The organism is Akkermansia sp. N21116 (assembly GCF_029854705.2).
In the GTDB taxonomy this organism is placed as follows: Bacteria; Verrucomicrobiota; Verrucomicrobiia; order Verrucomicrobiales; family Akkermansiaceae; genus Akkermansia.
Genome location: NZ_CP139035.1, coordinates 2,763,610 through 2,788,115 on the forward strand (window position 1 = coordinate 2,763,610; position 24,506 = coordinate 2,788,115).

The window sequence follows — 24,506 nt, forward strand, 5'->3', positions numbered from 1 at the left end:
ACATTCTGTTGAAAGGAAAAAATCACGCGTGGATCTGGAGCCCGTCGGCAGCCAGAGTCGCTTCGTGAATTGCTTCCGAAAGCGTCGGATGGGCAAAAATCGTGGCATGGATATCGCCGTCCGTCAATTCGGCCTGAAGACTGATACCGAGGCCGGAAATCAATTCCGTGGCATTTTCACCCACGATATGGGCTCCGAGCAATTCTCCATACTGTTTACCGTAAAGCAACTTGACGAAACCGTCCGTTTCTCCGGCGGCCACAGCCTTGCCGATAGCGATCAAGGGGAACTTGCCAACCTTGTATTCTACGCCTTCTTCTTTCAGAGAACGTTCCGTCCTGCCGACGGAAGCCACCTGGGGATGGCAATATGTACAGCTGGGGAAGAACTTCACCTGCTTGGGCTGGCAGCTGTCAACAAACATGCCTTCCACCGCCTGCACAGCCTCGAAAGAAGCCGTATGGGCCAGCAGCACGCCGCCAATCACGTCACCGGCGGCATAAACGCCTGGGATGGACGTTTCGTAGCGGTCGTTTACCTTGATGAAACCTTTGGGGGTCAATTCGAACTCCTTGCCTCCCGGCACGACGGGTTTAACCCCGATAGCCACCAGACAGACATCTGCCGTAATTTCCTCTTCGGCGCCGCGGCTCGTCTTTACCTTGGCCGTCACCTTGCCGTCTTCCGTTTCCTTGAGTTCTTCCACGGAAGCGCCCGTCAGACATTTGATGCCCTGCTTCTTGAAACAGCGTTCCAGCGCCTGGCTGCACTCGTCGTCCTCGTTGGGAAGAATGCGCGGCAATGCTTCAATCACTGTGACCTTGGTACCGAATGCGTTGTAGATATAGGAAAATTCGATGCCGATAGCGCCGGAGCCAATCACGATCATGCTTTCGGGACGTTCCGGCAACACCATGGCGTCACGGGAACCGATGATATTGCGTCCGTTCAACGGCATAGAGGGTACCGTTCGCGTGACAGCCCCCGTACAAACAAGAATATGGGAACCTTCCAGCGTCGTTACCGTACCGTCTCCCGCCTTCACTTCCACCTTGCCTTCTCCAAGGATGGAGGCTTCTCCGGTCACGGACTCGATCTTGTTCTTCTTGAACAGGAAGCCGATGCCCTGGGATAACCGGTCGCTCACCTTGCGGGACCGCCCGATCACCTCGCTCCAGTCAAAGCTGAGCCCTTCGACGGCAAGGCCGAATTCCTCTGCACGCTTGTCGATGGAGTGGAACACTTCCGCGTTCTTCAACAAAGCCTTGGTTGGGATGCACCCCCAGTTCAGGCAGGTTCCCCCTACCCGTTCGCGTTCGACACAGACAACTTTTTTGCCAAGCTGCGCAGCACGAATAGCGCCAACATATCCAGCGGGACCGCCGCCAATGACAATCAAATCATATTGCATACAGTACTCCTAACTTATTTGCCCGTCCGGGTAAAGGAAAAGACTCGCAATAATCCGGAGCCGTCATTTTCCGGCGGCACGATCGCGCACCCAGCCGACCAGATCTCCCAGAGCCAGTCGGGTATCCTCGTAACAGCCATCCAGATAACAACCTTTTTCATACAAGATTTTCCCATCGACCATCGTCATTATGCAATCCTTTCCGGATGCTGAATAGACGGCATGAGACACGGGATTAAACACCGGGATCATGTTCGGTTCGGTCAAGTCAAGGGCAATCATGTCCGCAGGAGCCCCCACGGAAAGTGTTCCCAGACCCGGCGTCCTAAAAATACGGGCTCCATCCACCGTCGCCATCCGCAAGGCATCCGCTGCTGGCATCGACGTGGCATCCAGCGTACTCCCTTTGGACAGAAGGGCAGCCAGCTTCATCGTTTCAAACATATCCAGAGTATTGTTGCTGCACGCGCCATCCGTTCCCAGAGCCACGGAAACCCCGGCACGCCGCATTTCATCCACCCGGGCAAAACCGGAGGCCAGTTTCAGATTGCTGGCCGGATTATGAACCACCTGGGCACCGGAACGCGCCACCAACTCCAGTTCGGAATCCGTCAAATCCACCATATGCGCCAGTACGGACCGTGAAGACAAAAGGCCCATATCCGCCGCATAGGAAACGGGACGCCGTCCTCCATGCTGCTCGCACGACTGGGCCACTTCCCCGGACGATTCCGAAAGATGAATGTGCAGCATCAAATCAAGTTCTTCCGCCAGATCCCGGCAGGAGGCAAGCACATCGTCATTCGTCGTATAAACGCTATGGGGCATCAAGGCGGTCTGGACGCGGGAACCGGCCGGGTATCTTTCCGCGTGGTTCCGATACAACTCGGCTGCCCCCTCCATCCCGGAATAAGCCGGAGACGGGAACGCGAACACGACTTCCCCTCCCACGCAACGCATGCCCATGGACAGAGCCGTCTCCAAAACAGATTCCTCCAAAAGATATGAATCGACAAACGACGTCGTCCCCGTCCGCATCATTTCATACATCCCCATCCGGGCGCCAAGAGCCACAATTTCACGCGTCAAATGAGCTTCCACCGGAAAAATGTGGCGAGTCAACCACTCCATCAGAGGCAAATCATCCGCAAATCCGCGCAAAAATGTCATCGGAACATGGGTATGGGCATTGACAAGTCCCGGCATTAGGAGGGACTCCCTCAGATCGCGGACATCGCCGGATCTCCACTCAGTCAAAACTTCGCTCCGTTTCCCGAATGCAGTCACTTTCCCTTCCTTGACGGCGACAGCCACGCCGCCTGTCAGGACGGGACGGGATTCATCCTGGGAAATCAGGCATTCGCCCGTCACGATCATATCACAAAGCTCGGATTGCATAAGCAGTATCCTAGCAACCAAGCCGGATTCAGGAAAGGCTAAACCCCGCCGAAACGGGTCTTGTCATAATAACAACACTCATGAAAGGAACACCAGCAACAGAACGTATTGGCTAACATATCAACCCCTAAATGGCCGGAAAATACCGGGGAATCCCCTGTCCTTCCCGGCCGTTCCCATCCATCCAAGGATTTCCATATGAACAAATTCCTCATCCTGACACTCACGGCCATCTCCCTGGGCAGCGTCTTCGCCGCCAATACGCAGCAGGGCCTTGAAGCCGACATGAAACTTTTTAAGGACTCCACCTGTACGGCTCTCAAAGATGGAGTCAACAGTACCCAGCAATTCCAATCGGATGCCCTGAAGGCCCTTGCCGACAAAATTCTCGCCAATCAATTCCAGCCTGCCTATCTGTCCGCGGAATACGAAGCCTACCCCACTCCCCAAGTCATCGGACAGACTCTGCGTCTGGGAGACGGTTTCAGCAAATACGAAAACATGACCGGCGTGTACCTCGACAAAGGAGAACACATTGTCATCGTCGGCAAAACCCAGGGACGTGAGATCAAACTCCTCCTGCCCAACCTGACGCGCAAGCCGGCCCCCGGCATCGAACCGACCAAGGACCCCAACGGATGGGGACTTCACAAAGTCGTCGTGCCCCTTCATGAAGGAGTCAACATCGTGCAGGTGGAAACACCGACCAACGCATACATCAGCTACTTTGCCGACGACTACGACAAAGCCCCCAAAATCCCCGTTACTTTCGTCACAGGCAAAGTCAACGGATACTTCGACACCACCCGAGGAGATACCAACAAGGACTGGGACAAACTTCTGGACCATGCCGTCAGTCCCTTCATGGATGCCCGTGGCAAGCACATTCAGGTCGCCTACCCCGTCGAATTCCTGAAAAAATTCGCTTCCGGCAAAGGAGAAGAACTCATCAATGCCTATGACCGCCTCATCGGTATCCAGTATGAGCTCATGGGCCTCGTCAAATACAACAAGGTTCCCAAGAACAGGGTGCTTGCACGCACTAACTACAATTACTACATGTTCCGGGACGGAGATGGCGTCGCCTACCTCGGCAACAACGGCACCATGCGCATGGTGACGGATCCCGCCGCCGTCGTCAAAGGAGATCCGTGCTGGGGATTCTCCCACGAAGTAGGCCACGTCATGCAAATGCGTCCCATGACCTGGGGAGGCATGACGGAAGTCAGCAACAACATCTTCTCCCTCCAGGCCGCCGCCCTGATGGGTAACGGCAGCCGCCTCAAGGATCAGAACAGCTTCGCCAAGGCCCGGGAAGAAATCATCGGCAAGGGTATCTCCTACCTGCATTCCCCAGATGTCTTCAACAGACTCGTTCCCTTATGGCAGCTGCATCTCTACTTCACGAAGAACGGCTACCCCGACTTCTACGGAGATGTCATGGAATACCTCCGCAACAACGCCGGACAGTATCAAGGCAACGATACCATCAAGTACCAGTTCGAATTCATCAAAGCCTGCTGCGCCGCCACCAAGACCGACCTCACCGACTTCTTCGACAAGTGGGGATTCTTCTGGACCGGCAACATCACATTGAACGATTACGCCAAATACAATTTCAATATCACCAAAGAAATGGTTGACGAAACTAAAAAGTGGATCGCCGACCAAGGCTTCAAAAAACCCGCCGCCGACATCACGCTGACGGACGAATAACCCAACTCATCCTCTCGTTTTCCTCCAAAAAACACAACGGCTCATGGCCCTCCTCTGTTTTCAGAAGGCCATGAGCCGTTTCATTTTTCCCCCTTTTATCACCGTAGCAATAACGCCATACTTCCATGCTGCCTCCGTATAGGAAGCGACTGCAAGCACAGCAAATACCTCGACGCCATATAGCCGTTTCAATTCACGCCTCCGTATAGGAAGCGACGGTTTCCTTCGTCTTCTCCCAAGCATTCCAGGCGGTTTCAATTCACGCCTCCGTATAGGAAGCGACCAGCTCCGCGTACCCATCCGCCCCAATGCTCGACGTTTCAATTCACGCCTCCGTATAGGAAGCGACGCGCTCAAACCGAATGGACGGTTAAGCGGTTCCAAGTTTCAATTCACGCCTCCGTATAGGAAGCGACCCTGGATCCGCATGGGATTTGCTCTTGCCCGCGCGTTTCAATTCACGCCTCCGTATAGGAAGCGACCTCCCGGCTTTTTTTGTGCGGGCGTTCGGATATCGCGCGTTTCAATTCACGCCTCCGTATAGGAAGCGACGGCGGATTTTGGAGGTATTGAATATAAATGCCCCGGGAGGGAATTTCCGCCAACCTCCCTCTGGGAATACCTGCCGTTTGGTATTCTTCGTGAAATAGGTTGTATAAATATTCAGAATCAAGGAGAAAGCAATCCGCCAATCCCTTGGCAAAATCGTGTCCACTTGGGGTCGGCGCCGGAGCATCCTTCCTAGGAATAATCCGAGAAAATACCCTACGTTCAAAATGCGAAATCATGGAGCAATTGAAAAGATCTTTCCTTTCAAAATCCCGAATGAACAGCAAACAAAAACCCCGGGCCACATAAAATGACCCGGAGTCTGCAAAACAGGATGAGCCTGCCCTTTACTTGGTCAGAGCTTCCTGAACAGCCACGGCGACAGCCACGGAGGCGCCAACCATGGGGTTGTTCCCCATGCCGATCAAGCCCATCATTTCTACGTGGGCGGGAACGGAGGAAGAACCGGCAAACTGGGCATCGGAGTGCATGCGTCCCATGGTGTCGGTCATGCCGTAGGAGGCGGGACCGGCGGCCATATTGTCCGGGTGCAAGGTACGCCCCGTACCACCACCGGAGGCAACGGAAAAGTATTTCTTGCCCTTTTCAATGCATTCCTTCTTGTACGTACCGGCCACCGGATGTTGGAAGCGGGTCGGGTTGGTGGAGTTACCGGTAATGGAAACGTCCACACCTTCATTCCACATGACGGCAACGCCTTCACGGACGTCGTCGCAACCGTAGCAGCGGACAGCAGCCTTAGGTCCTTTGGAGAAGGCCTTTTCTCGGACGATGTTGAGCTTGCCGGTAGCATAGTCGAATTTGGTTTCCACGTACGTGAAGCCGTTAATTCGGGAGATGATGTAGGCAGCATCCTTGCCGAGGCCATTGAGGCAGACGCGAAGGGGTTCCTTACGGACTTTGTCGGCGTTGCGGGCGATGCCGATGGCGCCTTCAGCGGCGGCAAAAGATTCGTGACCGGCGAGGAAACAGAAGCATTTGGTTTCGTCACGCAGAAGCATGGCGGCCAGATTGCCGTGCCCGATACCCACCTTGCGGTCATCGGCTACGGAACCGGGGATACAGAAGGACTGGAGACCTTCACCGATGGCTTCGGCAGCATCAGCAGCCTTGGAGCAGTTCTTCTTGATGGCGATAGCTGCGCCGACAACGTAGGCCCAGCCGGCGTTTTCGAAAGCGATCGGCTGAATGCCCATCACGATTTTGCGGACATCAATGCCCTTGTCGAGGCAGATTTGTTCCGCTTCTTCAATAGAGCCGATGCCGTATTTGGCAAGGGTTTCATTGATTTGCTTGATGCGGCGGTCGTATGATTCAAAGAGTGCCATGTTAGTTATCCTTTCTCAGATATGGTTTTCCGGGGGTGGGTTTATTCGTGGCGCGGATCAATGTGTTTCACGCCTTCTTCGTCAAAGCGACCATACTGACCGGTGCACTTCTGAACGGCTTCGTTAGCATCAACGCCCTTCTTGATCATTTCCATCATGGGGCCGATCTTGATGAACTGGTAGCCGACGATTTCACCTTCGGGATCAACGGCAAGCTTGGTGATGTAGCCTTCGGCCATTTCCAAATAACGAGCGCCTTTGGCACGGGTGCCATACAGCGTACCCACTTGGGAACGCAAACCTTTGCCGAGGTCTTCCAGACCTGCGCCGATGGGCAGGCCGCCTTCGGAGAAGGCACTCTGGGTACGGCCATAGGCGATTTGCAGGAAGAGTTCGCGCATGGCCGTATTGATGGCGTCGCAAACGAGGTCGGTGTTGAGAGCTTCAAGAATGGTTTTGCCGGGAAGGATTTCAGAGGCCATGGCTGCGGAGTGAGTCATGCCGGAGCAGCCGCACGTTTCCACAAGGGCTTCCTCAATAATGCCGTTCTTGACGTTGAGCGTCAATTTGCACGTTCCCTGCTGAGGAGCGCACCAGCCCACACCATGGGTAAGACCAGAGATGTCCGTGATCTCCTTGGCCTGGGTCCACTGCCCTTCCTGGGGAATAGGAGCCGGACCGTGATTGCATCCCTTTTTGACGCAACACATTTGTTCGATTTCGTGAGTAAACTGCATGGTTATCTGTTTGCTGTAGGTGTTTGGGCAATCCGGCATGTCCCCGATCGGGAACGAGCCAAGCCCTCTGGGAAATAGTGTAAACGATTTCAAGCCGATTGGCAAACAAGATTCTAAGGATTCCCGTCAAATACGCAGTTCGGGACAAGGAATGCCTGGGGGAGCCCTCCGTTCCGGGTATTCTCCCGTACAACGTTCTCGGTAAGGAGGAAAATTCGCTTCACTTGACACAAAGCTCTACGAAGGGTAGGAACAAGGGGCTTGCGTTTCCAATGCCCGTCGAACAGGACAACGCCAAACGACCTTTTCCTTCGATATGTTTGATTGTTTTCACACCTCGCTTCTCGCCACGCTTCCCATAGAGGAATGGATCCATAGTTCACCCGTCCAGCAATGGATAGTCGGCATCCTTCTGATCTTTATTTTCGTTTCCTTCGTCAAAGAGTGGCTGCCCGTTGAAATCACGGCATTAAGCGCAACGGGATTGTTAATGGTTTTCGGCATTCTGAACACAAAGCAGGTACTCTCCAGTTTTGGCAACAGCGGTCCTCTGACGGTTGTTTGCATGTTCATTCTCAGCGCTTCCCTGGAAAAAACAGGCTTGATCGCCGATCTGTCCAAAATCTTCAACCGCGTATCTAAAGGAAGGGAAATATATGCCTTGGTCGTCATCACGCTCGGGGCTTTCGCCGTATCTCCGTTCGTCAACAACACTCCCGTCGTCGTCATCCTGATGCCCGTCGTCCTCTCCTTCTGCCGGGAACACGAAATTGCCCCGTCCAAACTGCTCATTCCCCTCTCCTTTGCCACAATTCTGGGGGGTACCTGCACGGTCGTCGGCACCTCAACCAATGTCGTCGTCCTCGGACAGGTTCAAAAGCTGGGTTACGATGCCATTAAAATGTTCACACTGGCCCCGATGGGGTTGCTCTACGCCGCATTCGGACTCATCTATTTGTGGACGATCGGGCGCAAGTTGCTGCCCAACCGCGAGACACTTTCCACCCTTCTTCCCCAGGGATCCCAAAAGGACTTTTTGCTGCAAATGCGCATCATCAAAGACTCTCCCTTCATCGGGGAGTCCCCTCTGGAATTGATCCGCCGGGAACTCAGCGGGATGAAAATCGTCGAAGTCCGGCGCAAAGGCGTTACTCTCCAAGAGGAACTCCCCAACATTCAGCTTCTTGAGGGAGACCGCGTCCTCGTCCTTTGCGGAACCCGTAAAATAGCCCAGGCTCGCGAGGCCAAGGGCGTCGATCTCGGCTGGGATGAAACGCGCGGTCTGGAAGCCCTGGAACAACGCGATGTGCTTATCGTCGAAGGCATGGTAGACATCGATTCCGAATTCGCGGGACACACGCTCACCGAGCTCAAATTCCGCCAGCGCTTCAATGTCCTTGTCCTGGCCATCCACCGCCACGGCAAAAACATCACCCAGAACATAGGTCAAAGCACTCGCCTCAACGAGGGAGATACCCTCCTTCTGGAAGGCCCAGAAGACGGCATGGATCGCATCCTCAAAAAGCGCCGTCTTATCCCCCTGAGCCGGAGATCGGCCGAGCTGCACAACAGGCACAAACGCGGCTGGGCCATTACCGCCATGGGAATCTTCATTCTCTTCGGCCTGCTGGGATCCTTCGACAAATACGGAGCATTCTTCTCCTTCTTCTCGCAGTTCGATCCGTTCTACCTGTCCTTCATCGCCGCCTTGCTCGTCGTTATTACGGGATGTATCAAGCCACGAGAAGCCTACCGATCCGTAGACTGGGGCATCATTTTCCTCATCCTCGGCATGCTCTGCATCGGCGATGCCATGAGCCAGACCGGTCTGGCGCGGACCATTGCGGAAACCGTTGTCAGTACGGTCGGCCCCTTCGGCCCCGTTTTCATGCTCTCCGCACTCTACCTTCTCTGTTCCATTCTGACGGAGATGGTCTCCAACAACGCCGTAGCAGCCGTCATGGCTCCACTAGCCTATGAAATGGCCGTCAAATTCGGCGTTGACCCGATGCCGTTCATCATGGCAGTCATGTTCGGAGCCAGCGCGAGCTTTTCCACCCCCATCGGTTACCAGACCAACACGTACGTTTATAATGCGGGCGGGTACAAATTTTCGGATTTCCTCCGCGTCGGCCTGCCGCTGAACATCGCTCTTTGGATTCTCTTCACATTGACGGCCCCCTTCTTTTTCCCGTTTCATTAAGTACGTGTCTTATTGTTGTCGTGACATCCCGGAGGGAGTCATGTAATGATACAGGATATGGCTTATCAAGCGGACTCCTCCAGATACCGGCACTTCGATTACGTGCGCTGCGGGCGGCGCGGCTTGCTCCTGCCGCCCCTGTCCTTGGGATTGTGGCATAACTTCGGCACCGGCACCGACGCCGAGGTCAGCCGTCAGATGATTTTGACGGCCTTTGACGCCGGCATAACCCACTTCGACCTCGCCAACAACTATGGCCCGCCCCCCGGCTCCGCCGAGGAATGTTTCGGACGCATCCTCTCCTCGGATCTCCTGCCCTACCGGGATGAAATCATCATTTCCACCAAAGCCAGCCACCTCATGTGGGATGGTCCATACGGAGAATGGGGCTCCCGCAAGCACATGCTCGCCAGCCTCGACCAATCCCTGAAACGCATGGGACTTGATTACGTGGATATCTTCTATGCCCACCGCTACGATCCGGATACCCCGGTGGAAGAAACCATGGGAGCCCTCATTTCCGCCATCCGAAGCGGCAAGGCTCTATACGCCGGGATTTCGAAATATCCGGACTATGCAGCGCGAACCGCTTGCCGCATTCTGGAAGAAGCGGGTGTGCCGTGCCTCCTCCACCAGTTCCGTTACAACATGTTCGACCGGGAAGCGGAAACAGCCCAATTCCCCGTTATCCGCCAGGAACAAATGGGGGGCATTGTCTTCTCGCCGCTGGCCCAGGGCCTGCTTACCAATAAATACCTCCAGGGCATCCCGTCCGACTCCCGCGCCGGAGGCTCCTCCGTTTTCCTCACAGAAGACCGCGTCCGCGAAAAACTGCCCCAGATCCGGCAACTTGCCAAAATCGCAGACAACCGCGGTCAGGATCTTGCCCAAATGGCTATCTCCTGGGTTCTCAGATGCCCCGAAGTGACATCCTGCATCATCGGAGCCAGTCGGCCGGAACAGATTACGGACTGCCTCAAGGCACTGAATAACAATTCATGGTCGCAAGAAGAACTCGACAGTATCGATTCCATTTCCAAATTACCCGAAAAATAATAGCATCCATCCTGAAAGATGATACATCCCAGCCCCGTACTAGAGAAAATTATGAAAAGCCGCTCTCTTCCCCTGATTGCCTCCCTGACATTGGTTACAACCGCCCTAGCCGCACCTTCGGGACCGGTACAGGAAGGCAGCGCCATCATCCCCAAACCGGTCTCGCTCCAGGAAAAACTGGGCGAACCCGGCTTCAGCCTCTCCCAAGGTATCCGCATCGCCCCCGGCTCCATCTCCGGCATGGCCAGCCGTGTTCTCCAGAATGTTGGCATCAAGACGCAAATCAGCGACAAAAATCCGGAACTGGTCTTTTCCACAGATGACAAGCTCGGCAAGGAAGCCTACCGGCTGAATGTCACCCCCCAGAAAATCACCGTCGAGTCTTCCACTCCCCAGGGAGCCTTCTACGCCCTGCAAAGCCTTGCCCAAAGCGTTACCAAAGACGACAAGGGAACAATCTGTTTCCCGACAATGGCTATTGAAGACGCCCCGCGTTTCTCCTGGCGAGGCCTGATGGTGGACAGCTGCCGTCACATGATGCCTGCCGAAGACATCAAAAAAGTCATTGATCTTCTGGCACGCTACAAGTTCAACACCCTGCACTGGCACCTCACCGACGATCAGGGCTGGCGCATCGAAATCAAGAAATATCCGAAGCTGACGGAAGTCGGCAGTTCCCGTACGCATTCCCCTATCATGGGCCAACGGAACAAGCCGGATGGCGTCCCCTACTCCGGTTACTACACTCAGGATGAAATCAAGGATGTCGTCAAGTACGCCAAACAGCGTGGCATCACTGTCATCCCGGAAATCGAAGTCCCCGGGCATGCCGCCGCCGCCATCACAGCCTACCCTGAACTCGGCAACAAGGACATTGAGAACTACGACCCGAAAGTCGTATGCAGTTGGGGTGTCTTCCCGTACATCTTTGCCCCGACGGAAGAAACCTTCAAGTTCCTCGACGATGTGTTGACGGAAGTTGCCGAACTCTTCCCGGACAGCCCCTTCATCCATGTCGGCGGAGACGAAGCCCCCAAGGATCAATGGAAAAAGTCCGCGACAGCTCAAAAAATCATGAAGGAAAACGGGCTGAAGAACGAAGAAGAACTCCAAAGTTACTTCATTAGACGCGTCGAAAAACTTGTCAACAGCAAGGGCAAACGCCTCATCGGATGGGATGAAATCAATGAAGGCGGACTTTCCCCGACTGCCTCCATGATGGTCTGGCGCGACATCCGCTGGGCTCGCCATGCCATCGAACGCGGCAATGACGTCGTCATGACCCACACCGATTCCCTCTACCTCGACTACTCCCAAGGCCCTGGAGCCCCCAACAAGCCCGAATACGAAGTCATCGGCGGGAATGTTCCCCTGGAAAAGGTCTATGCCTTCAACCCGGTTCCCTCCGGCATCACCAAGGAACAGGAAAAACACGTCCTCGGCTGCCAAGGCAATGTCTGGTCGGAGTACATCCCGGACATCAACAAGTTCCAATACCAGGTCTTCCCCCGCGCACTGGCCCTCGCTGAAATTGCCTGGACCCCGCTGGAGTTGAAAAATGAAGCGGACTTCAAGAATCGCCTCAACAAGCAACTTCCCTACCTCGACGAACAGAAGGTCAACTACCGCCGTCCCGACACAGGCGCTCCAGCCAGACCCGATGTCGTCATTAAAACGACAGCACCCGAAAAATCGAAATAAACGACGAATTTAACCGTCTTTTCCTATCTTCAAGGCTACTTTGCGTGGGATTCGCGGAGTAGCCTTATTGTCATCTTTCGCACAACTGATATCTCCTTGTTATTAACTAGTGGGAAACATTTCTTGTACAGTCCTCCAGCCTCTTTCCTCCTTCCCCTCACGAGAGCAGGACATTGTCAACCCCGCCGTCTTCCTCCCAAATCCCCTGTTCGACCATAAAAGTATCCCATTCGCTGAGGAGAAACTCAAAGTAACGGGCATTCACATTGAAATGATAATAGGAATGGTCGGCAAGATCAAGGTAGGCGTAATGCCCGACATTTTTCTTTTTCGTCCACTCCCGGCAGAATTCCTCCGTCATCCGGGCAGAAATCATCCTGTCCTGTCCACCGTGCGAAGCAAACAAGGGAGGCAACCCCTTCCGAAGGCGACGCGAGGGAGACAGAGCCTTGCGTTCTTCCTCGTTCATCCCGTGCAGAACGCGGTCTGCGATCCGGGCATCGGTATCCACAATTCCCCGGAAAAGAGCCACACAAGCAGGCCCCGGAGGCAAAGGAGGCGCTTTGCGGAACCAACGGCGGCGTTTGGGAACATCAGGAAGAGCTACATGCAGAGCCATCAAGCCGCCAACATCGCTCCCCGCCACCGTAATGCGGGACGGATCCATTCCCAACTCGACGGCATTGCTTCTCACCCAGGCCCAGAGCTCGCGGGCTTCATATAAGATATCACGCGGAGCCACATCGTAATTCACCGGCATACGGTACTCCGGAAGGATGCAGGCAACACCCCGGCTCACCAGATGCAGAGCCCAAGGAACAAACTCAACAACATTGTATGACGACCACAAGCCGCCGTGAAAAAAAACGACTCCCGGAACAGAATCCTCGCTCTTGTGTTCCGGGGGAAAAAACACCCGAGCCTTCAATACTTCTCCGTCCCCGAATTCACGCCAGACAAACTCGGGTTGCAAACGAAGCAATTTTTGATACCGGTGTTCAGCCAGCCGGTCGGAGGGAGACAGCAAATCCATAGGAAACGACATCATGATGCATTTGTGTTGCCTCCAGGGCAAGAGTCATGTCATATTGCCGAGCAGAATGACACATCGCATTTTTTTATCCGTCCTTTGTTCGGCGGTTTGCTTTGCCGCTTCAGCATTTGCCGCACCGACACCCAACCAGGCGCAGCTCAAAAACGACTTGGAAACCGTGTACAATACATGGCGACAGCACATGATCCGTGAAAACTACGACGGCTGGCAAAAGACGACCGCCGCCTACCGTAAGGTCAAAGTCCGCAACCTGGCCGTTTCGGAAAAGCGTCCCTGGCCCCAGTCCCTCTTCAACCAGCAAATCAGCCCTCCCTCCCTCCTGCCGTTGAGATACATCGGTACTGTCGTCAAAGGGCCAACGGCAGCCGCCACCTACTTCGGCAAAGTGGACTGGGGGATCGGCGGAGCTCCCTCGGAAAACGCCTATGTCCTCCTTTTCACCAACGAACGAGGTGAATGGAAGTACGACCAGGCACGATTCTTCAACCTCGCCCAACTTCCCAAAGTCCGTGAACGCCTGCGCAACCACGATACATCCGTCCTTGAAGAACAAGACGGATTCCAACCCCTCGGCACCGTCCCTCCCGTACCGGTCGTCTGCCCCGTACCGCAGTACATCGGTAAAATCTTCGTAGACTGCCCCGGCCGCACAGTCAAGGCGCGCATCAATAATGTATCCGATCATGTCTTCGAAGACGCCCGCATGGCAGAAGTCATCTCCGGAGGGTTGAGGAACGGCGTCAACACCATCGATCTATCCATCTCTCCCGCTCCGGGGGGCAAGCCGGGGCCCCTCGCCGTAATGGTATACGTCATGCCGGAAACCGTGGGCAACTTCCCCGGACTGGCTTATTCCTACACGGTTCCCGCCGACCAGACCGGAACCAGCGGCCCCACGACGTTCACCATCACGCCCGATACCATCCGCCACATGGCTCCCCAGTTTCACAAAAAAGAAACATCCGAGGCTGCCAAAAAATAACTGACCAATCGAACGTTCATCTCCTCCCTGGTGTCTATCCCTTCAACCAAGTAAGAAACCATGACAGAAAAGACATCATCGGAAGATCCCCGTTTTTCCATCCTCACCCCATGGGTTGCAGGTACGATAGGCATTGTTGAAATCATCCTCGGCATCATTGCCCTAAGCATCCCCTTTGCCTTGGGGGCAGCCTCCATGTGGGTCATCGGGATCCTGTTTGTCGCAGCGGCTCTGCTGCGCCTGTTCCGGGTGTTCAAAACCAACACATCCGCTTCTCGATGGTGGAACCTGGTTTCGGCAATCATCTATGCAATCGTGGGTGTTCTGGCAATTCTCAATCCGATCCTCGCGATGGCCTCGTTCACTCTGGTTATCGGCTGGTTCCTCGTATTCGGAGGAATCTTCCGCCTGTTCGCCAGCATGCGCGTCGGCAAAGTTCCGGGTAAAGGATGGCTGATTTTCAACAGTATCATCACCCTCGGCCTCGGTATCATCATCGTTGCAACCTTTCCGCAATCGGCCGCATGGTTTCTGGGAACCGTCATCGCCTGTGAATTGATCTTCTCCGGATGGGCCATGTTCTTCGTCGCCTTTGCCTCCGGCAAAAACAAGGACTAACCCGGGAATATCCATTCCTTTCCTGCCAAAGGGCTGTCTCACTCACAGAGGCAGCCCTTTGTTATCATCCATAAATCCGGACTGATTCCACATCCACCGGAAATAAACCGCCTCCTCGTCATGCAATCGTTTAGAACGGTGCTCCTCTTAAGGATCAATAAAAAAACAAAGGCTGCCCTCCGAAAAACGACCTGATCCTTCGAAAAATCTTCTCGGGATTCATGCCAGAAACGCATAGAAAATTTGACCTTGAGACAAATTAACAGCATCATGGAGGGGAACCATGAATCATCTCAATAGAGCCCAAGCTGTATTCAATATGGAGATCGAAGAACTCCAGAGTGTTGCCTCCAGATTGAACGAAAATTTTGATAAAGCCATCACCGTCATGTCTAAAGCCCTCGCCAAGGGACATAAGATCATCGTGGTGGGCGTTGGCAAGTCCGGCAATATCGGTCAAAAAATCGTCGCTACCCTGAACTCCACCGGAGCCCCTACCGTCATGCTGGATTCCCAGAACGCCCTTCACGGAGACCTGGGAGTCGTCTGCGACGGGGATGTCTGTATTGCCATGTCCTTCTCCGGCGAGACGGTTGAGTTGCTCAATCTTCTCCCCTTCCTCAAACGCTTCGATATGCCCATCATCGGCATGACGGGGCACATGGGATCCTCGCTGGCCAAGTACTCCGATATCGTACTCGATACTGGAGTCAGCCGTGAAGCCTGCCCCCTTAACCTGGCCCCCACGTCCAGCAGCACCGCCATGCTCGTCATGGGAGACGCCCTTGCCATGGCTCTCCTGGAAGATCGCCATTTCACGGCGGAAGATTTTGCCAAACGCCATCCCGGCGGTTCACTCGGGCGAGCCCTGCTTACCAAAGTGGGAGATATTATGCGTAAACCTCCGGAAATCGCTATCCTTCCGGAAGACTCCACGGTCACCGACTGTCTCCAGGCTATGACGGACAGCCGTGCCGGTGCAACCATTTTGATTACACCGACCGGAGAACTGGCCGGGGTCTTTACCCATGGAGACTTTGTGCGAGCCTACCAGAAAAACGTCAATGCCGGTGCCATGCCTGTCAGAGAACTCATGACCCGCGAACCGGTCTTCGTTCTGGAAGACGATCTCGCCACCCAGGCCATCCGCGCTCTCAGCAGCCGCAGGATCGACGACCTCGTCGTCCTCAACGCCAAAAAGAAGCCGGTCGGCATTGTCGATACACAGGATCTCGCCCGTCTGAAGCTCATTTAAACACCACCTGCGGAAACCATGGCCGGCTACCCCTCCGAAATACCGCCCGGGCTGCCGGATGCGCACACTCATCTTCCCCGCCCGTTTGAGACGAACGGGCGGGATTTTCCCTTTCCCGGAGCCGCCTCATCCATCGTTTGTTCTGCAGAGCCCAACGACTGGGACACTCTGGCATCCCTGGCAAGGCAGTACCCGGAACGGATCATCCCCTCATTCGGCATCCATCCCTGGCACGCCGGGAACGCCAGCGACATCCACTGGCAGCGCCTCACCGAACTTTTGGATGAATTCCCCATGGCCGGTGTCGGAGAAACAGGCATGGACAAGGCCCATCGCCCACGCATTCCCCAGGAAGCTCAGGAAAAGTCTTTTCGCACTCATCTCGGTATCGCCCGGGAAAAAAACCGATTCGTTACTTTGCATTGTGTCCGGGCTTGGGGACCGGTTCTCAAAATCCTTGATGAACTTCCTCCTCCCCGACTGCTCGTCCACGCATGGCATGGTCCGTCCGAACACGTCTCCCCTCTGCTCAAACACAATGCCCTTTTCTCCGTCGGCAGCCGCCAACTCATGGACGAATCCTTCCACGCCGCTATCCGCAGCCTTCCTCCGGAACGCCTCCTGCCGGAAACAGACGGCTACACCGGGAATCTCATTCCGGCATTCCGGTATCTTTGCTCTCTTTTCCGTGACTGTCCTCCGGAATGGTGGCTGATACAAATCCGGGAAAACTACATGAACCTGTCCTCTCCCTCAATCTTCCTTCCCTGACGCATTCCACAAAAAAGCCGGCAAAAGATTCCGACAATCCTGCCAAACCATGAGATGCCGGAAACTCAACTCTCCGGTTCCTCCATCTTCCACCGGGGCCAGAACGGTACCAGCAGCATCCCTACGGAAAGAACCACTTCCACTATGCCGACAAAAACAAGCAGGGACGGCACGCCGATATGGTCCAGAAGAGCCCCCCACCACAGGGCGGCCAACGGCTGGGCGCCAATCGTTACTATGGTGAATAGTCCCAGGATGCGGGAGCGGTGCCCGGCAGGAGATAACAATTGAACTGTCGAGGACGTCGTCACAAACAAGGCAGAAGTCGCCACACCCGCCAGGAAAAAACAAACTGTTTGAACCTGAAGCATCGGTACTATGCCAGCCAAGGCAAACATAGCGCCCATCCACAGCGTGCCGCAGGACAAATTCAAACCGATCCGGGGACTATACCGCAAAAACGGCATCACAAACAAAATACTCGAAACGGCACCAGCTCCGACCGCTCCCAGAAGAGCCCCCGTTGCCGAGGGATTGCCATACGTCAACGCCGGGACAATTTGGTACAACGACTGCCCCAGAAGATTCTGGATCAAGGCACTGATGAGAATCATGCGCAAACGTCCGTCCCTCCAGACAATCAATAGGCCGGATCCCGACCGCACGTTTTCCCCGACCCTGCGCCCCATACCCACAGACTCCGGAACATACATCCCCCTCAAAACAGCCAGGCAACCTACCAGGGGGATACAGCACAGGGCATTCAGACCGAAGGCATAATTCGCCCCCAATCCGGCAATTACATATCCCCCCAAAGGGGGGCCGACAGAACGGCACACATTGAACACAAGGGAATACATGCCCACGCTTTTGAGCAGCATCCCTTTCGGAGACAAATCCCCCACGAAAGCCTGCTGGGACGGAAAGGCAACGCACTGCATCACTCCCAGCAAAAACACAGCCATATATAAATGCCATAGTTCCAGAATCCCGCTCCATCCCAACAACCACAGGATGCCCGCCACGGCAATCTGGACAAGCTGAACCGCCATCAAAAGTTTCCGCCGGTCAAAACGATCCCCCAGAGCACCTAGAGCCATGCCGCCAAACAGGAAAGGAGCCGCATTCAACGCCGCCAAAAACCCGACGGCCGTCCCCGATCCATGCGACAAATCGTAAACAAGAATCCCCATAGCCGTCACCTGGAGCCACATCCCGATCAGGGAACACGCCTGTCCCAGCCAGTAAATGCGGAGTGCACGCACATTCAGAGGCACAAAAAAACCGAGCCAGCCATGATTGGGAATCTGCAAAACGGAACGGAATCCTTTCCGAGAGAGAGTCTACCGTAAATTTTCCCATCCGGCACGGCCATTCCGTGTCTTTTTGACCTTATAGCGTCCCATGTACATTATAGATGAAAGAGATCCTGTCCTGTCGCCGTAGTACCGTTGTGAAATTGAAACCCCTCGGCATATCCCCATTTTTGTTGCTGCTCGGAATGGCAGCAGTTCCCCTTGTTCCACAATCCCAGGCCCGACCACCGGAAGCAGTAGTCTCTTCGGAATCCGTTGACTGGCTGATTGACGGCAGGCCCTACAAATCCACCACCCGCACAGACAGTAGCGGTCAACTAGTGATCGGAAACGGCCTCATGGAACGAGTGTTCCGCACTACCCCCAACTGCGCCACTGTCGGTTATAACAACCTCATGACAGGAGAATCGGAAATCCGCGCCGTCCGTCCGGAAGCCGTCGTCACCATTGACGGCAAAGAATACAGCGTTGGAGGTCTCACCGGACAGCCCGTCAACAATTACCTTTCCCCGGACTTCCTGGATACAATGAAGGCCGACCCCAACGCCTTCATTTACGAAAGCCACAAAGTCGAAAAAACAGTAGAACGCTTCCCGTGGAAAAAAAATCCCCAATGGCTCTCGACCGCTACCGCATGGCCCGCTCCGGGAACGCGCGTCACTTTCACCTACAAAGCACCGCCGACAGCCCCTGACAATCTTAGGAACACAACAATCAACATCGTTTACGAACTCTATGACGGAGCACCTATCCTGTCCAAAAAACTGGAAATTACAAACAAAGGAACAAGCCCTGTCACTCTTAATTCATTCAAGGCGGAAATCCTCGCCATGACGGATACCGCCCCCAAAGTCCACTACGGCGAGCCGCACGAAATCCGTATGCTGGCCCAGCCGCCCGGTACTTACACGAAAAACTACCGCAAGTCTCCCGTCCAGACGGACGCTCCCCGCGATTACATCGACCGTTTCACCCAACTCTTCGTCGTCACCGACTACGCCATGGGGGGCGACATGGAGGCCATGAAGGACAACCCCGCCGTCCGCTGGGTCTTTGACCATCCGGAATACGAATACACCGGTATCCGCTACTACGGCCAATACAAGCCCGCCCGGCTGGAAACCACCCTGCCCATCGGCCCGAATACGGATATCGCCCCGGGTGATACCTGGAAATCCTTCACCACCTTCGAGATGATGCGCGATTCCACCGATCGTGAACGCCGCGGCCTGGCAGAATGCAAATTCTGGCGCATGATGTCCCCGTGGGTTCAGGAAAACCCGGTTTTCATGCATGTCCGCAATGCCGATCCGGCTGCCCTGCGCAACGTCATCGACCAGTGCGCCGAGGTCGGGTTCGAAATGGTCATCATGACATTCGGCAGCGGCTTCAACATCGAAAACACAGACCCCGGGTATTTGGAAAGCATGAAAGAAATTGCCGGGTACGCCAAGGCCAAAGGCATCGCCATTGGCGGCTACTCCCTGCTGGCCAGTCGTGGAGCCAAGGACGCCGATGCAGCCATCAGTCCCAAGACCGGCAAACCCGCCGTCTCCCGTGAAGAAGGTTCCCGCTTCGGAAAATCCCCCTGTCTGGCCTCGGAATGGGGAGACACCTACTTTGACCGCCTGCGCAACTACTTCATCACCACGGGAATGAATGTCTTCGAAAACGACGGTTCCTACCCAGGGGATACATGCGCCTCCCATGAACATTCCGGTCACAAGGGATACGAAGACTCCCAATGGAAACAGTGGAACATCATCAAAGATTTCTACCACTGGTGCCGCAGTAACGGCATCTACCTCAATGTCCCCGATTGGTACTTCCTCTCCGGTTCCAGTAAAACACCGATGGGATACGTCGAAACAAACTGGTCTCTGCCGCGAGCCCAGCAAGAAATCATCGAACGACAAAACATTTATGACGGTACGTGGCAAAAATCGCCGACCATGGGATTCATGTTCGTCCCTCTGACCCAGTACCATGGAGGAGGAGCGGCCGCCACCATCGAACCGCTCGACGAACACCGCGACCATTACGAACAGCGTCTCAAAAATCTCTTTGGCGCCGGCGTCCAGGCCTGCTACCGCGGACCAAGAATTTACGACACCGACAGGACTCGCGATCTCGTCAAAAAATGGGTTTCCTTCTACAAGAAATACCGCCCCATTCTCGACTCCGACATCATCCATCTGCGTCGCCCGGATGGCCAGGACTGGGACGGGATCATGCACGTCAACCCCTCTCTGAAGCAGAAAGGCTTCATTTCGCTCTACAATCCTCTGGACAAGGAAATCACCCGTAAAATCCGCATCCCCCTGTACTACACCGGCCTAACAGACTACGCCACCCTTAAAAAGGAAGATCTTGATCCCATCCGCCGCCGCCTTAATCGGGACTACAGCATCACCTTGGATGTCACCTTCCCACCCAAAGGCTACGTCTGGTATACGGTCGAGTAGTATTTAATTTACGGAACAAATATTTCAAAGAGTCCGCCTCGTTCCGGAAGGAGGACTCTTTGTGGATTTACCTGCCATCAGATCAACTTTGCTTGCTTTGAAAGAAAGCATGCTTTATCAGTGTTAAAGAACAAAGATTCAAACGGTTTCTCTCTCCCCGTCTGTTTTTATGAATATCCGTACCTTCATCCTAATTCCCCTTCCCCGGGCCTTTATTTACCTCGTATTCACTATCGGGTCGCTCTGTGCCGCTTTCATGTTCATGATGGACATGATCTTCCCCCTATTCCACCATCCTGAGCTGGCATATGCACCCAACGTCGATCCACTCGTCTCGCTTTACCTCCTGATTCTCTATCTGGAACGGTTCTCCAACCTGTTATTCCTTTCGATCCTGTTCATCTCCATGTACCAGCTTCTTTCTCTGGAAAGGCACCTTGACTATTGTACCCCGTTCATGAAGAGGTATTCTCCCACCTTTTTCTTCGTCCTGATACTGGCAACAAGCGCACACTATCTGATGCACATCTTTCCCGCCCTGGTCTCCATCCCCTATATCAATTTGATTCAAGGAATCATCCTCTCCTCGTATTGTATAGCCTGCGGCGGAATCCTTTATATTCTACATGCAGGAAATGTACGAGGGTTCAGACAAATAAACCATAGTCTGTTTTACTGGATGCTCTTCACTCTATTCAATTTCGCCTATCTCGGAATCTCGGCCTGGTACGACTTCAAAACCATTCCCCCGTTGCCATACAACATTCTCTCTTGTTCCAAAATCATCATTGCCCTGTTCTTTATCCTCTCGACAAACAAAGTCATCCTCAAATACAGGAAATCTCTCGAAGGTAAGGAAGAATTGCCCGATCTGATTGACGATGAAGATGAAGACGATTAGTGCCGTCACCATATCCGAGGAAATGAGGCAAAGCAATTCGGTCGTACGTTGAAACCTTATCCCGGAACTGCACTCCCCCGACAATCCGTCTACAAATAACTACTCTGCCCCAATTTTGAAAGTAGGTGAGAATGCCATGGAACTGAATTGTCTTGTCTCGTTCCGGCTTATGGCTAGAGTGACCGATAAGGTTCAATTCCCACAAACTATAATGAACGATACTTCCATTTACTCACTTGAGGCATCCCGTGAAAAAGTTGCCATACATGCATTTCTCCAGAGAGTCTACCTGTGGATGACCATCGGTATCGGACTAACGGCTTTCGTCGGTTTATGGGCTTCTGAAACGCATCAGGTTGCTACTTACCTGACATCCAGTTTCACACCGATGCTTGTACTTATGCTCGCAACTCTCGGCATGGTTATTGTTCTTTCTGCGGCTATCCACAAACTTTCGGCTCCTACCGCCATGGTCCTTTTTCTGGTTTATTCGGTATTGGAAGGACTTTTCCTGACACCGGTGTTCCTGATCTATACCCAGGCGTCTCTGTTTACAACCTTCATCTGTACAGCCAGCATGTTCGGAGCCATGACCGTTTATGCGTTCACAACGAAAAGAGATCTCTCCGGCTGGGGACGTTTCCTCTTTATGGCCCTGATCGGCCTGATCATTTCCATGGTCGTCAATATCTTCTTTATGAAGAATGGCATGATGGATCTCGTCCTCTCCGGAATCGGAGTCGTCGTCTTCGCAGGATTGACCGCCTACGATACTCAGAAACTCATCAAAAATCCGGATTTTCTCGGCATCGGATTTGCCAAGGCATCAATTCTGGGAGCCTTGGAACTTTATCTGGATTTTATCAACCTATTCCTATACCTCCTGCGCTTTCTGGGGCGCAGGAATTGACGTCTTCGTCCGTCATCCGGCCGCCTCGCTTCTCAGCCTTGAGCAGGAAAGCTTTCCTGTAAATCGTGTATTCGGTAACACACAAAAAGGGCATCAAAAAATTGCCTACAATGGGCAGCAGGCGGAACAGGTGGCGGCATACAAACAGAAGCATCATCAAAGAACTGTCCTTCAGCAACGTCATGTACAGCGAATAGGGATTGACAATTGTCCGCTTGTACAGCGACGACACCAGCAACGGTCCGAGAATCGGAACGAAGGAAACGAGAAATACGATCGGATAGGTCCAGTACCGTCTCCGGCTCACGAATTGATCGTATCCCTGCACAAGAGAATTACAGGAGAGAACGGGAGTCCCGCATGAAAGACAAATCTGATTCAGAGTCGGCTTGGTCAGGATTTCCCCACAATTGGCACACCTGCGAAAACTGCGCAAGACATTCGCATGCCTTTCCCGGCCATCAGAAGGAATAGAGGTTCCTATTTTGGAATACCCGATCATGTTCAGCTTGGCCGGATGCGGATTGGGAGTACCGCAGTACGGGCAATTGAGGGCACAAGGATACATCATTGTCCCGCAATGCCCGCATGGAAGCCTGTGAGCATATTCCCTTGTCCGGCTAAAACGGAAAAACATCCAGACTCCCATCCCTCCCGCAAGGGCGAGGAGGATGACGATACCGGGATACCATAAAAGGTAAGCCATGGCATACTCCGACCAGGAATGATCCGATTCCCGCAGGAAGGAATCAGGAGTCAATGGATCCTGCTTCACATCGGGAAGATTGGCAAAATACTCCCGTCCAAAGTCTCCGACGGGACCTGGCGGCAAAAGGTCATCAAGAGGTAGCTTCTTGTCTGCCATAGGATGATTCCCCTCCTAGCGATTCATCCGTTACACCCCCGAATACCACACTCCCGCCAACACCGCAGCGGTTACCATTCCTAGAATCCATCGGCCCCACCAGGGGAAAACGTAATGGAACACCTTGCCGGGCAGCAGGGCCAGAATAACGTGCATCACGGCATACCCGGCAATCCATGCCCACAAAAACGGCATACCCCACCCATATCCTTCACACATGATACCGATGCCGTTCAAAAAGTATGCGGCCGAATTGCCCAACAATGCGCTGAACACCCCGAAAAACACGCAGGCGACCACGTTCTCCGCTCCCTTCCCGGGATGAACCCGCATCAGCAGCAAACCGTACACGGCAACAAGAGGCAGCAAACCGTACAGAGTGAAACTCCAATACAGCGAAGAAGACAAAAAGGTAAGGCCTTCTTTCATGCCGCCTGGGTCCTTGCTTTGACATTCACCCGCATATTCCTGCTGCCGAGACGCTGCAGGAAATTCACTTTTCGGTCTCCTCCGGGAAACCGACGCTTTGGACAAACGTAACGAATTTGTTTTCCGGAAGATTCAATTTAGCCCCCAGAGCCTTTCTGTCGACAAGACCTCGGATGACGGTTGACATACCGGATGATGCGCAGAAGAGGTAGATATTCTGTCCGATGAAACCGGAATCCACAGAGGGATAGTCCACCAGTTCATTGCCGGAAGCCGACCAGTTGACTTTAGACTTGTCCGCTACCATGATGATGTTGACGGCAGCCTTGCCCGCAAGAGGCTGAGCCCCGGTCAAAGCCCGGATGTCTTCCTTCATGATGACTCGGAGGGAATTAGAAGGAGCATCGTATTCAAACACGCCGTCGCGAGTGGAAACATACAGGGTAATTTCCTGAATATTCCGGGCGGAAGGAGCTGTGCGCCGGCCATCTTCTCGATTGACTCCCCAAGCTGCCCAAAGCAGGTTGGACATTTCCTGCGGCGTCAGCTGACGGTCGGAAAACTTACGGCCCGAAGCCCGCTTTTGCAAGGCCTCCATCAAAGGCATGCCTCCCGTCGTAACAGGTTTAGGCAGGGAAATTTCCTCGGCGGAAACGGAGGCAACAGAGGAAACAGCCATCAACATAACGGACAATCCGGCAAACAGGCGATACGTCTTCATATAGGAGATACTATCCCAGATCGTTTTTCCTGCGCAAGTCTTCATTGCGTGTAACAAGCGAAGCATAAAAAAGGCCCGTTCCTTTTCCATGACAGGATG

General features: G+C 53.9%; 20 protein-coding genes and 1 CRISPR repeat array. Of the genes, 11 read left to right on the forward strand and 9 right to left on the reverse strand.

The window, feature by feature from the left end; translation table 11 throughout:
* Positions 1-22 precede the first annotated feature (22 nt).
* Together lpdA and QET93_RS10465 are read right to left on the reverse strand one after the other, a co-directional pair.
* Positions 23-1,411: a dihydrolipoyl dehydrogenase gene (gene lpdA / locus QET93_RS10460; protein ID WP_280131908.1), complete on the reverse strand. Its 1,389-nt coding sequence runs from the start codon at positions 1,409-1,411 to the stop codon at positions 23-25.
* Positions 1,412-1,474: 63 nt separating this feature from the next.
* Complete coding sequence (locus QET93_RS10465; protein ID WP_280131907.1) at positions 1,475-2,809, reverse strand: amidohydrolase; 1,335 nt, start codon at positions 2,807-2,809, stop codon at positions 1,475-1,477.
* 198 nt (positions 2,810-3,007) lie between these two features.
* On the opposite strand from QET93_RS10465, the gene QET93_RS10470 reads away from it, so the two are divergent.
* The gene (locus QET93_RS10470; RefSeq protein ID WP_280131906.1) at positions 3,008-4,525 is read left to right on the forward strand and encodes a M60 family metallopeptidase; all 1,518 of its coding nucleotides are present in this window, start codon (positions 3,008-3,010) and stop codon (positions 4,523-4,525) included.
* A gap of 118 nt (positions 4,526-4,643) precedes the next feature.
* Positions 4,644-5,077: a CRISPR direct-repeat array (repeat unit 32 nt; unit sequence GTTTCAATTCACGCCTCCGTATAGGAAGCGAC).
* Between the two features lie 344 nt (positions 5,078-5,421).
* On the opposite strand, the gene QET93_RS10475 is transcribed toward QET93_RS10470, so the two are convergent.
* Together QET93_RS10475 and QET93_RS10480 are read right to left on the reverse strand one after the other, a co-directional pair.
* The gene (locus QET93_RS10475) at positions 5,422-6,423 is read right to left on the reverse strand and encodes a GGGtGRT protein (protein WP_280126225.1); all 1,002 of its coding nucleotides are present in this window, start codon (positions 6,421-6,423) and stop codon (positions 5,422-5,424) included.
* A 41-nt stretch (positions 6,424-6,464) separates the two neighbouring features.
* On the reverse strand, positions 6,465-7,160 hold the full coding sequence (locus tag QET93_RS10480) for a hypothetical protein (protein ID WP_345783056.1): 696 nt from the start codon (positions 7,158-7,160) through the stop codon (positions 6,465-6,467).
* Positions 7,161-7,476: 316 nt separating this feature from the next.
* Between QET93_RS10480 and QET93_RS10485 the strand changes: the two genes are divergently transcribed.
* The 3 genes from QET93_RS10485 to QET93_RS10495 are packed head-to-tail and all read left to right on the forward strand — an operon-like array spanning position 7,477 to position 12,120.
* Positions 7,477-9,363, forward strand: a complete 1,887-nt coding sequence (locus QET93_RS10485) for an SLC13 family permease (protein WP_280131905.1) — start codon at positions 7,477-7,479, stop codon at positions 9,361-9,363.
* 57 nt (positions 9,364-9,420) lie between these two features.
* Positions 9,421-10,419: an aldo/keto reductase gene (locus QET93_RS10490; protein WP_280131904.1), complete on the forward strand. Its 999-nt coding sequence runs from the start codon at positions 9,421-9,423 to the stop codon at positions 10,417-10,419.
* A 51-nt stretch (positions 10,420-10,470) separates the two neighbouring features.
* Complete coding sequence (locus QET93_RS10495) at positions 10,471-12,120, forward strand: beta-N-acetylhexosaminidase (RefSeq protein WP_280131903.1); 1,650 nt, start codon at positions 10,471-10,473, stop codon at positions 12,118-12,120.
* 157 nt (positions 12,121-12,277) lie between these two features.
* Here QET93_RS10495 and QET93_RS10500 read toward each other — a convergent pair whose 3' ends face one another.
* Positions 12,278-13,168 (reverse strand): alpha/beta hydrolase, encoded by an 891-nt coding sequence (locus QET93_RS10500; protein WP_280131902.1) that lies wholly within the window; start codon positions 13,166-13,168, stop codon positions 12,278-12,280.
* Between the two features lie 52 nt (positions 13,169-13,220).
* On the opposite strand from QET93_RS10500, the gene QET93_RS10505 reads away from it, so the two are divergent.
* The 4 genes from QET93_RS10505 to QET93_RS10520 all read left to right on the forward strand — a co-directional run bounded on the left by QET93_RS10505 (position 13,221) and on the right by QET93_RS10520 (position 16,800).
* Entirely contained in the window at positions 13,221-14,156 is a 936-nt protein-coding gene (locus tag QET93_RS10505) for a hypothetical protein (protein ID WP_280126216.1), read from the forward strand.
* A gap of 60 nt (positions 14,157-14,216) precedes the next feature.
* A complete protein-coding gene (locus QET93_RS10510; RefSeq protein ID WP_280126215.1) occupies positions 14,217-14,774 on the forward strand; it encodes a DUF308 domain-containing protein in 558 nt (185 codons plus the stop codon).
* A 283-nt stretch (positions 14,775-15,057) separates the two neighbouring features.
* Positions 15,058-16,029 (forward strand): KpsF/GutQ family sugar-phosphate isomerase, encoded by a 972-nt coding sequence (locus QET93_RS10515; protein ID WP_280126214.1) that lies wholly within the window; start codon positions 15,058-15,060, stop codon positions 16,027-16,029.
* Between the two features lie 18 nt (positions 16,030-16,047).
* On the forward strand, positions 16,048-16,800 hold the full coding sequence (locus QET93_RS10520; protein WP_280131901.1) for a TatD family hydrolase: 753 nt from the start codon (positions 16,048-16,050) through the stop codon (positions 16,798-16,800).
* 65 nt (positions 16,801-16,865) lie between these two features.
* Here QET93_RS10520 and QET93_RS10525 read toward each other — a convergent pair whose 3' ends face one another.
* Positions 16,866-18,113, reverse strand: coding sequence for an MFS transporter (locus QET93_RS10525; protein WP_280131900.1), 1,248 nt, complete (start codon positions 18,111-18,113; stop codon positions 16,866-16,868).
* Between the two features lie 140 nt (positions 18,114-18,253).
* On the opposite strand from QET93_RS10525, the gene QET93_RS10530 reads away from it, so the two are divergent.
* The 3 genes from QET93_RS10530 (at position 18,254) to QET93_RS10540 (ending at position 22,392) form a co-directional block, all read left to right on the forward strand.
* Complete coding sequence (locus QET93_RS10530; protein ID WP_280131899.1) at positions 18,254-20,581, forward strand: hypothetical protein; 2,328 nt, start codon at positions 18,254-18,256, stop codon at positions 20,579-20,581.
* Between the two features lie 169 nt (positions 20,582-20,750).
* A complete protein-coding gene (locus QET93_RS10535; RefSeq protein WP_280131898.1) occupies positions 20,751-21,482 on the forward strand; it encodes a hypothetical protein in 732 nt (243 codons plus the stop codon).
* A 211-nt stretch (positions 21,483-21,693) separates the two neighbouring features.
* Positions 21,694-22,392 carry a Bax inhibitor-1/YccA family protein gene (locus QET93_RS10540; RefSeq protein ID WP_280131897.1) on the forward strand — a complete coding sequence of 233 codons (699 nt, stop codon included), beginning with the start codon at positions 21,694-21,696 and terminating at the stop codon, positions 22,390-22,392.
* Here QET93_RS10540 and QET93_RS10545 read toward each other — a convergent pair.
* From QET93_RS10545 to QET93_RS10555, 3 genes are all read right to left on the reverse strand, one after another.
* Entirely contained in the window at positions 22,346-23,257 is a 912-nt protein-coding gene (locus tag QET93_RS10545; RefSeq protein WP_280126209.1) for a hypothetical protein, read from the reverse strand. The two genes, QET93_RS10540 and QET93_RS10545, sit on opposite strands and share 47 nt — an antisense overlap.
* 30 nt (positions 23,258-23,287) lie before the next feature.
* Positions 23,288-23,686: a hypothetical protein gene (locus tag QET93_RS10550; protein WP_280126208.1), complete on the reverse strand. Its 399-nt coding sequence runs from the start codon at positions 23,684-23,686 to the stop codon at positions 23,288-23,290.
* 64 nt (positions 23,687-23,750) lie between these two features.
* The gene (locus QET93_RS10555) at positions 23,751-24,473 is read right to left on the reverse strand and encodes a SagB/ThcOx family dehydrogenase (RefSeq protein WP_322189977.1); all 723 of its coding nucleotides are present in this window, start codon (positions 24,471-24,473) and stop codon (positions 23,751-23,753) included.
* Positions 24,474-24,506 lie beyond the last annotated feature (33 nt).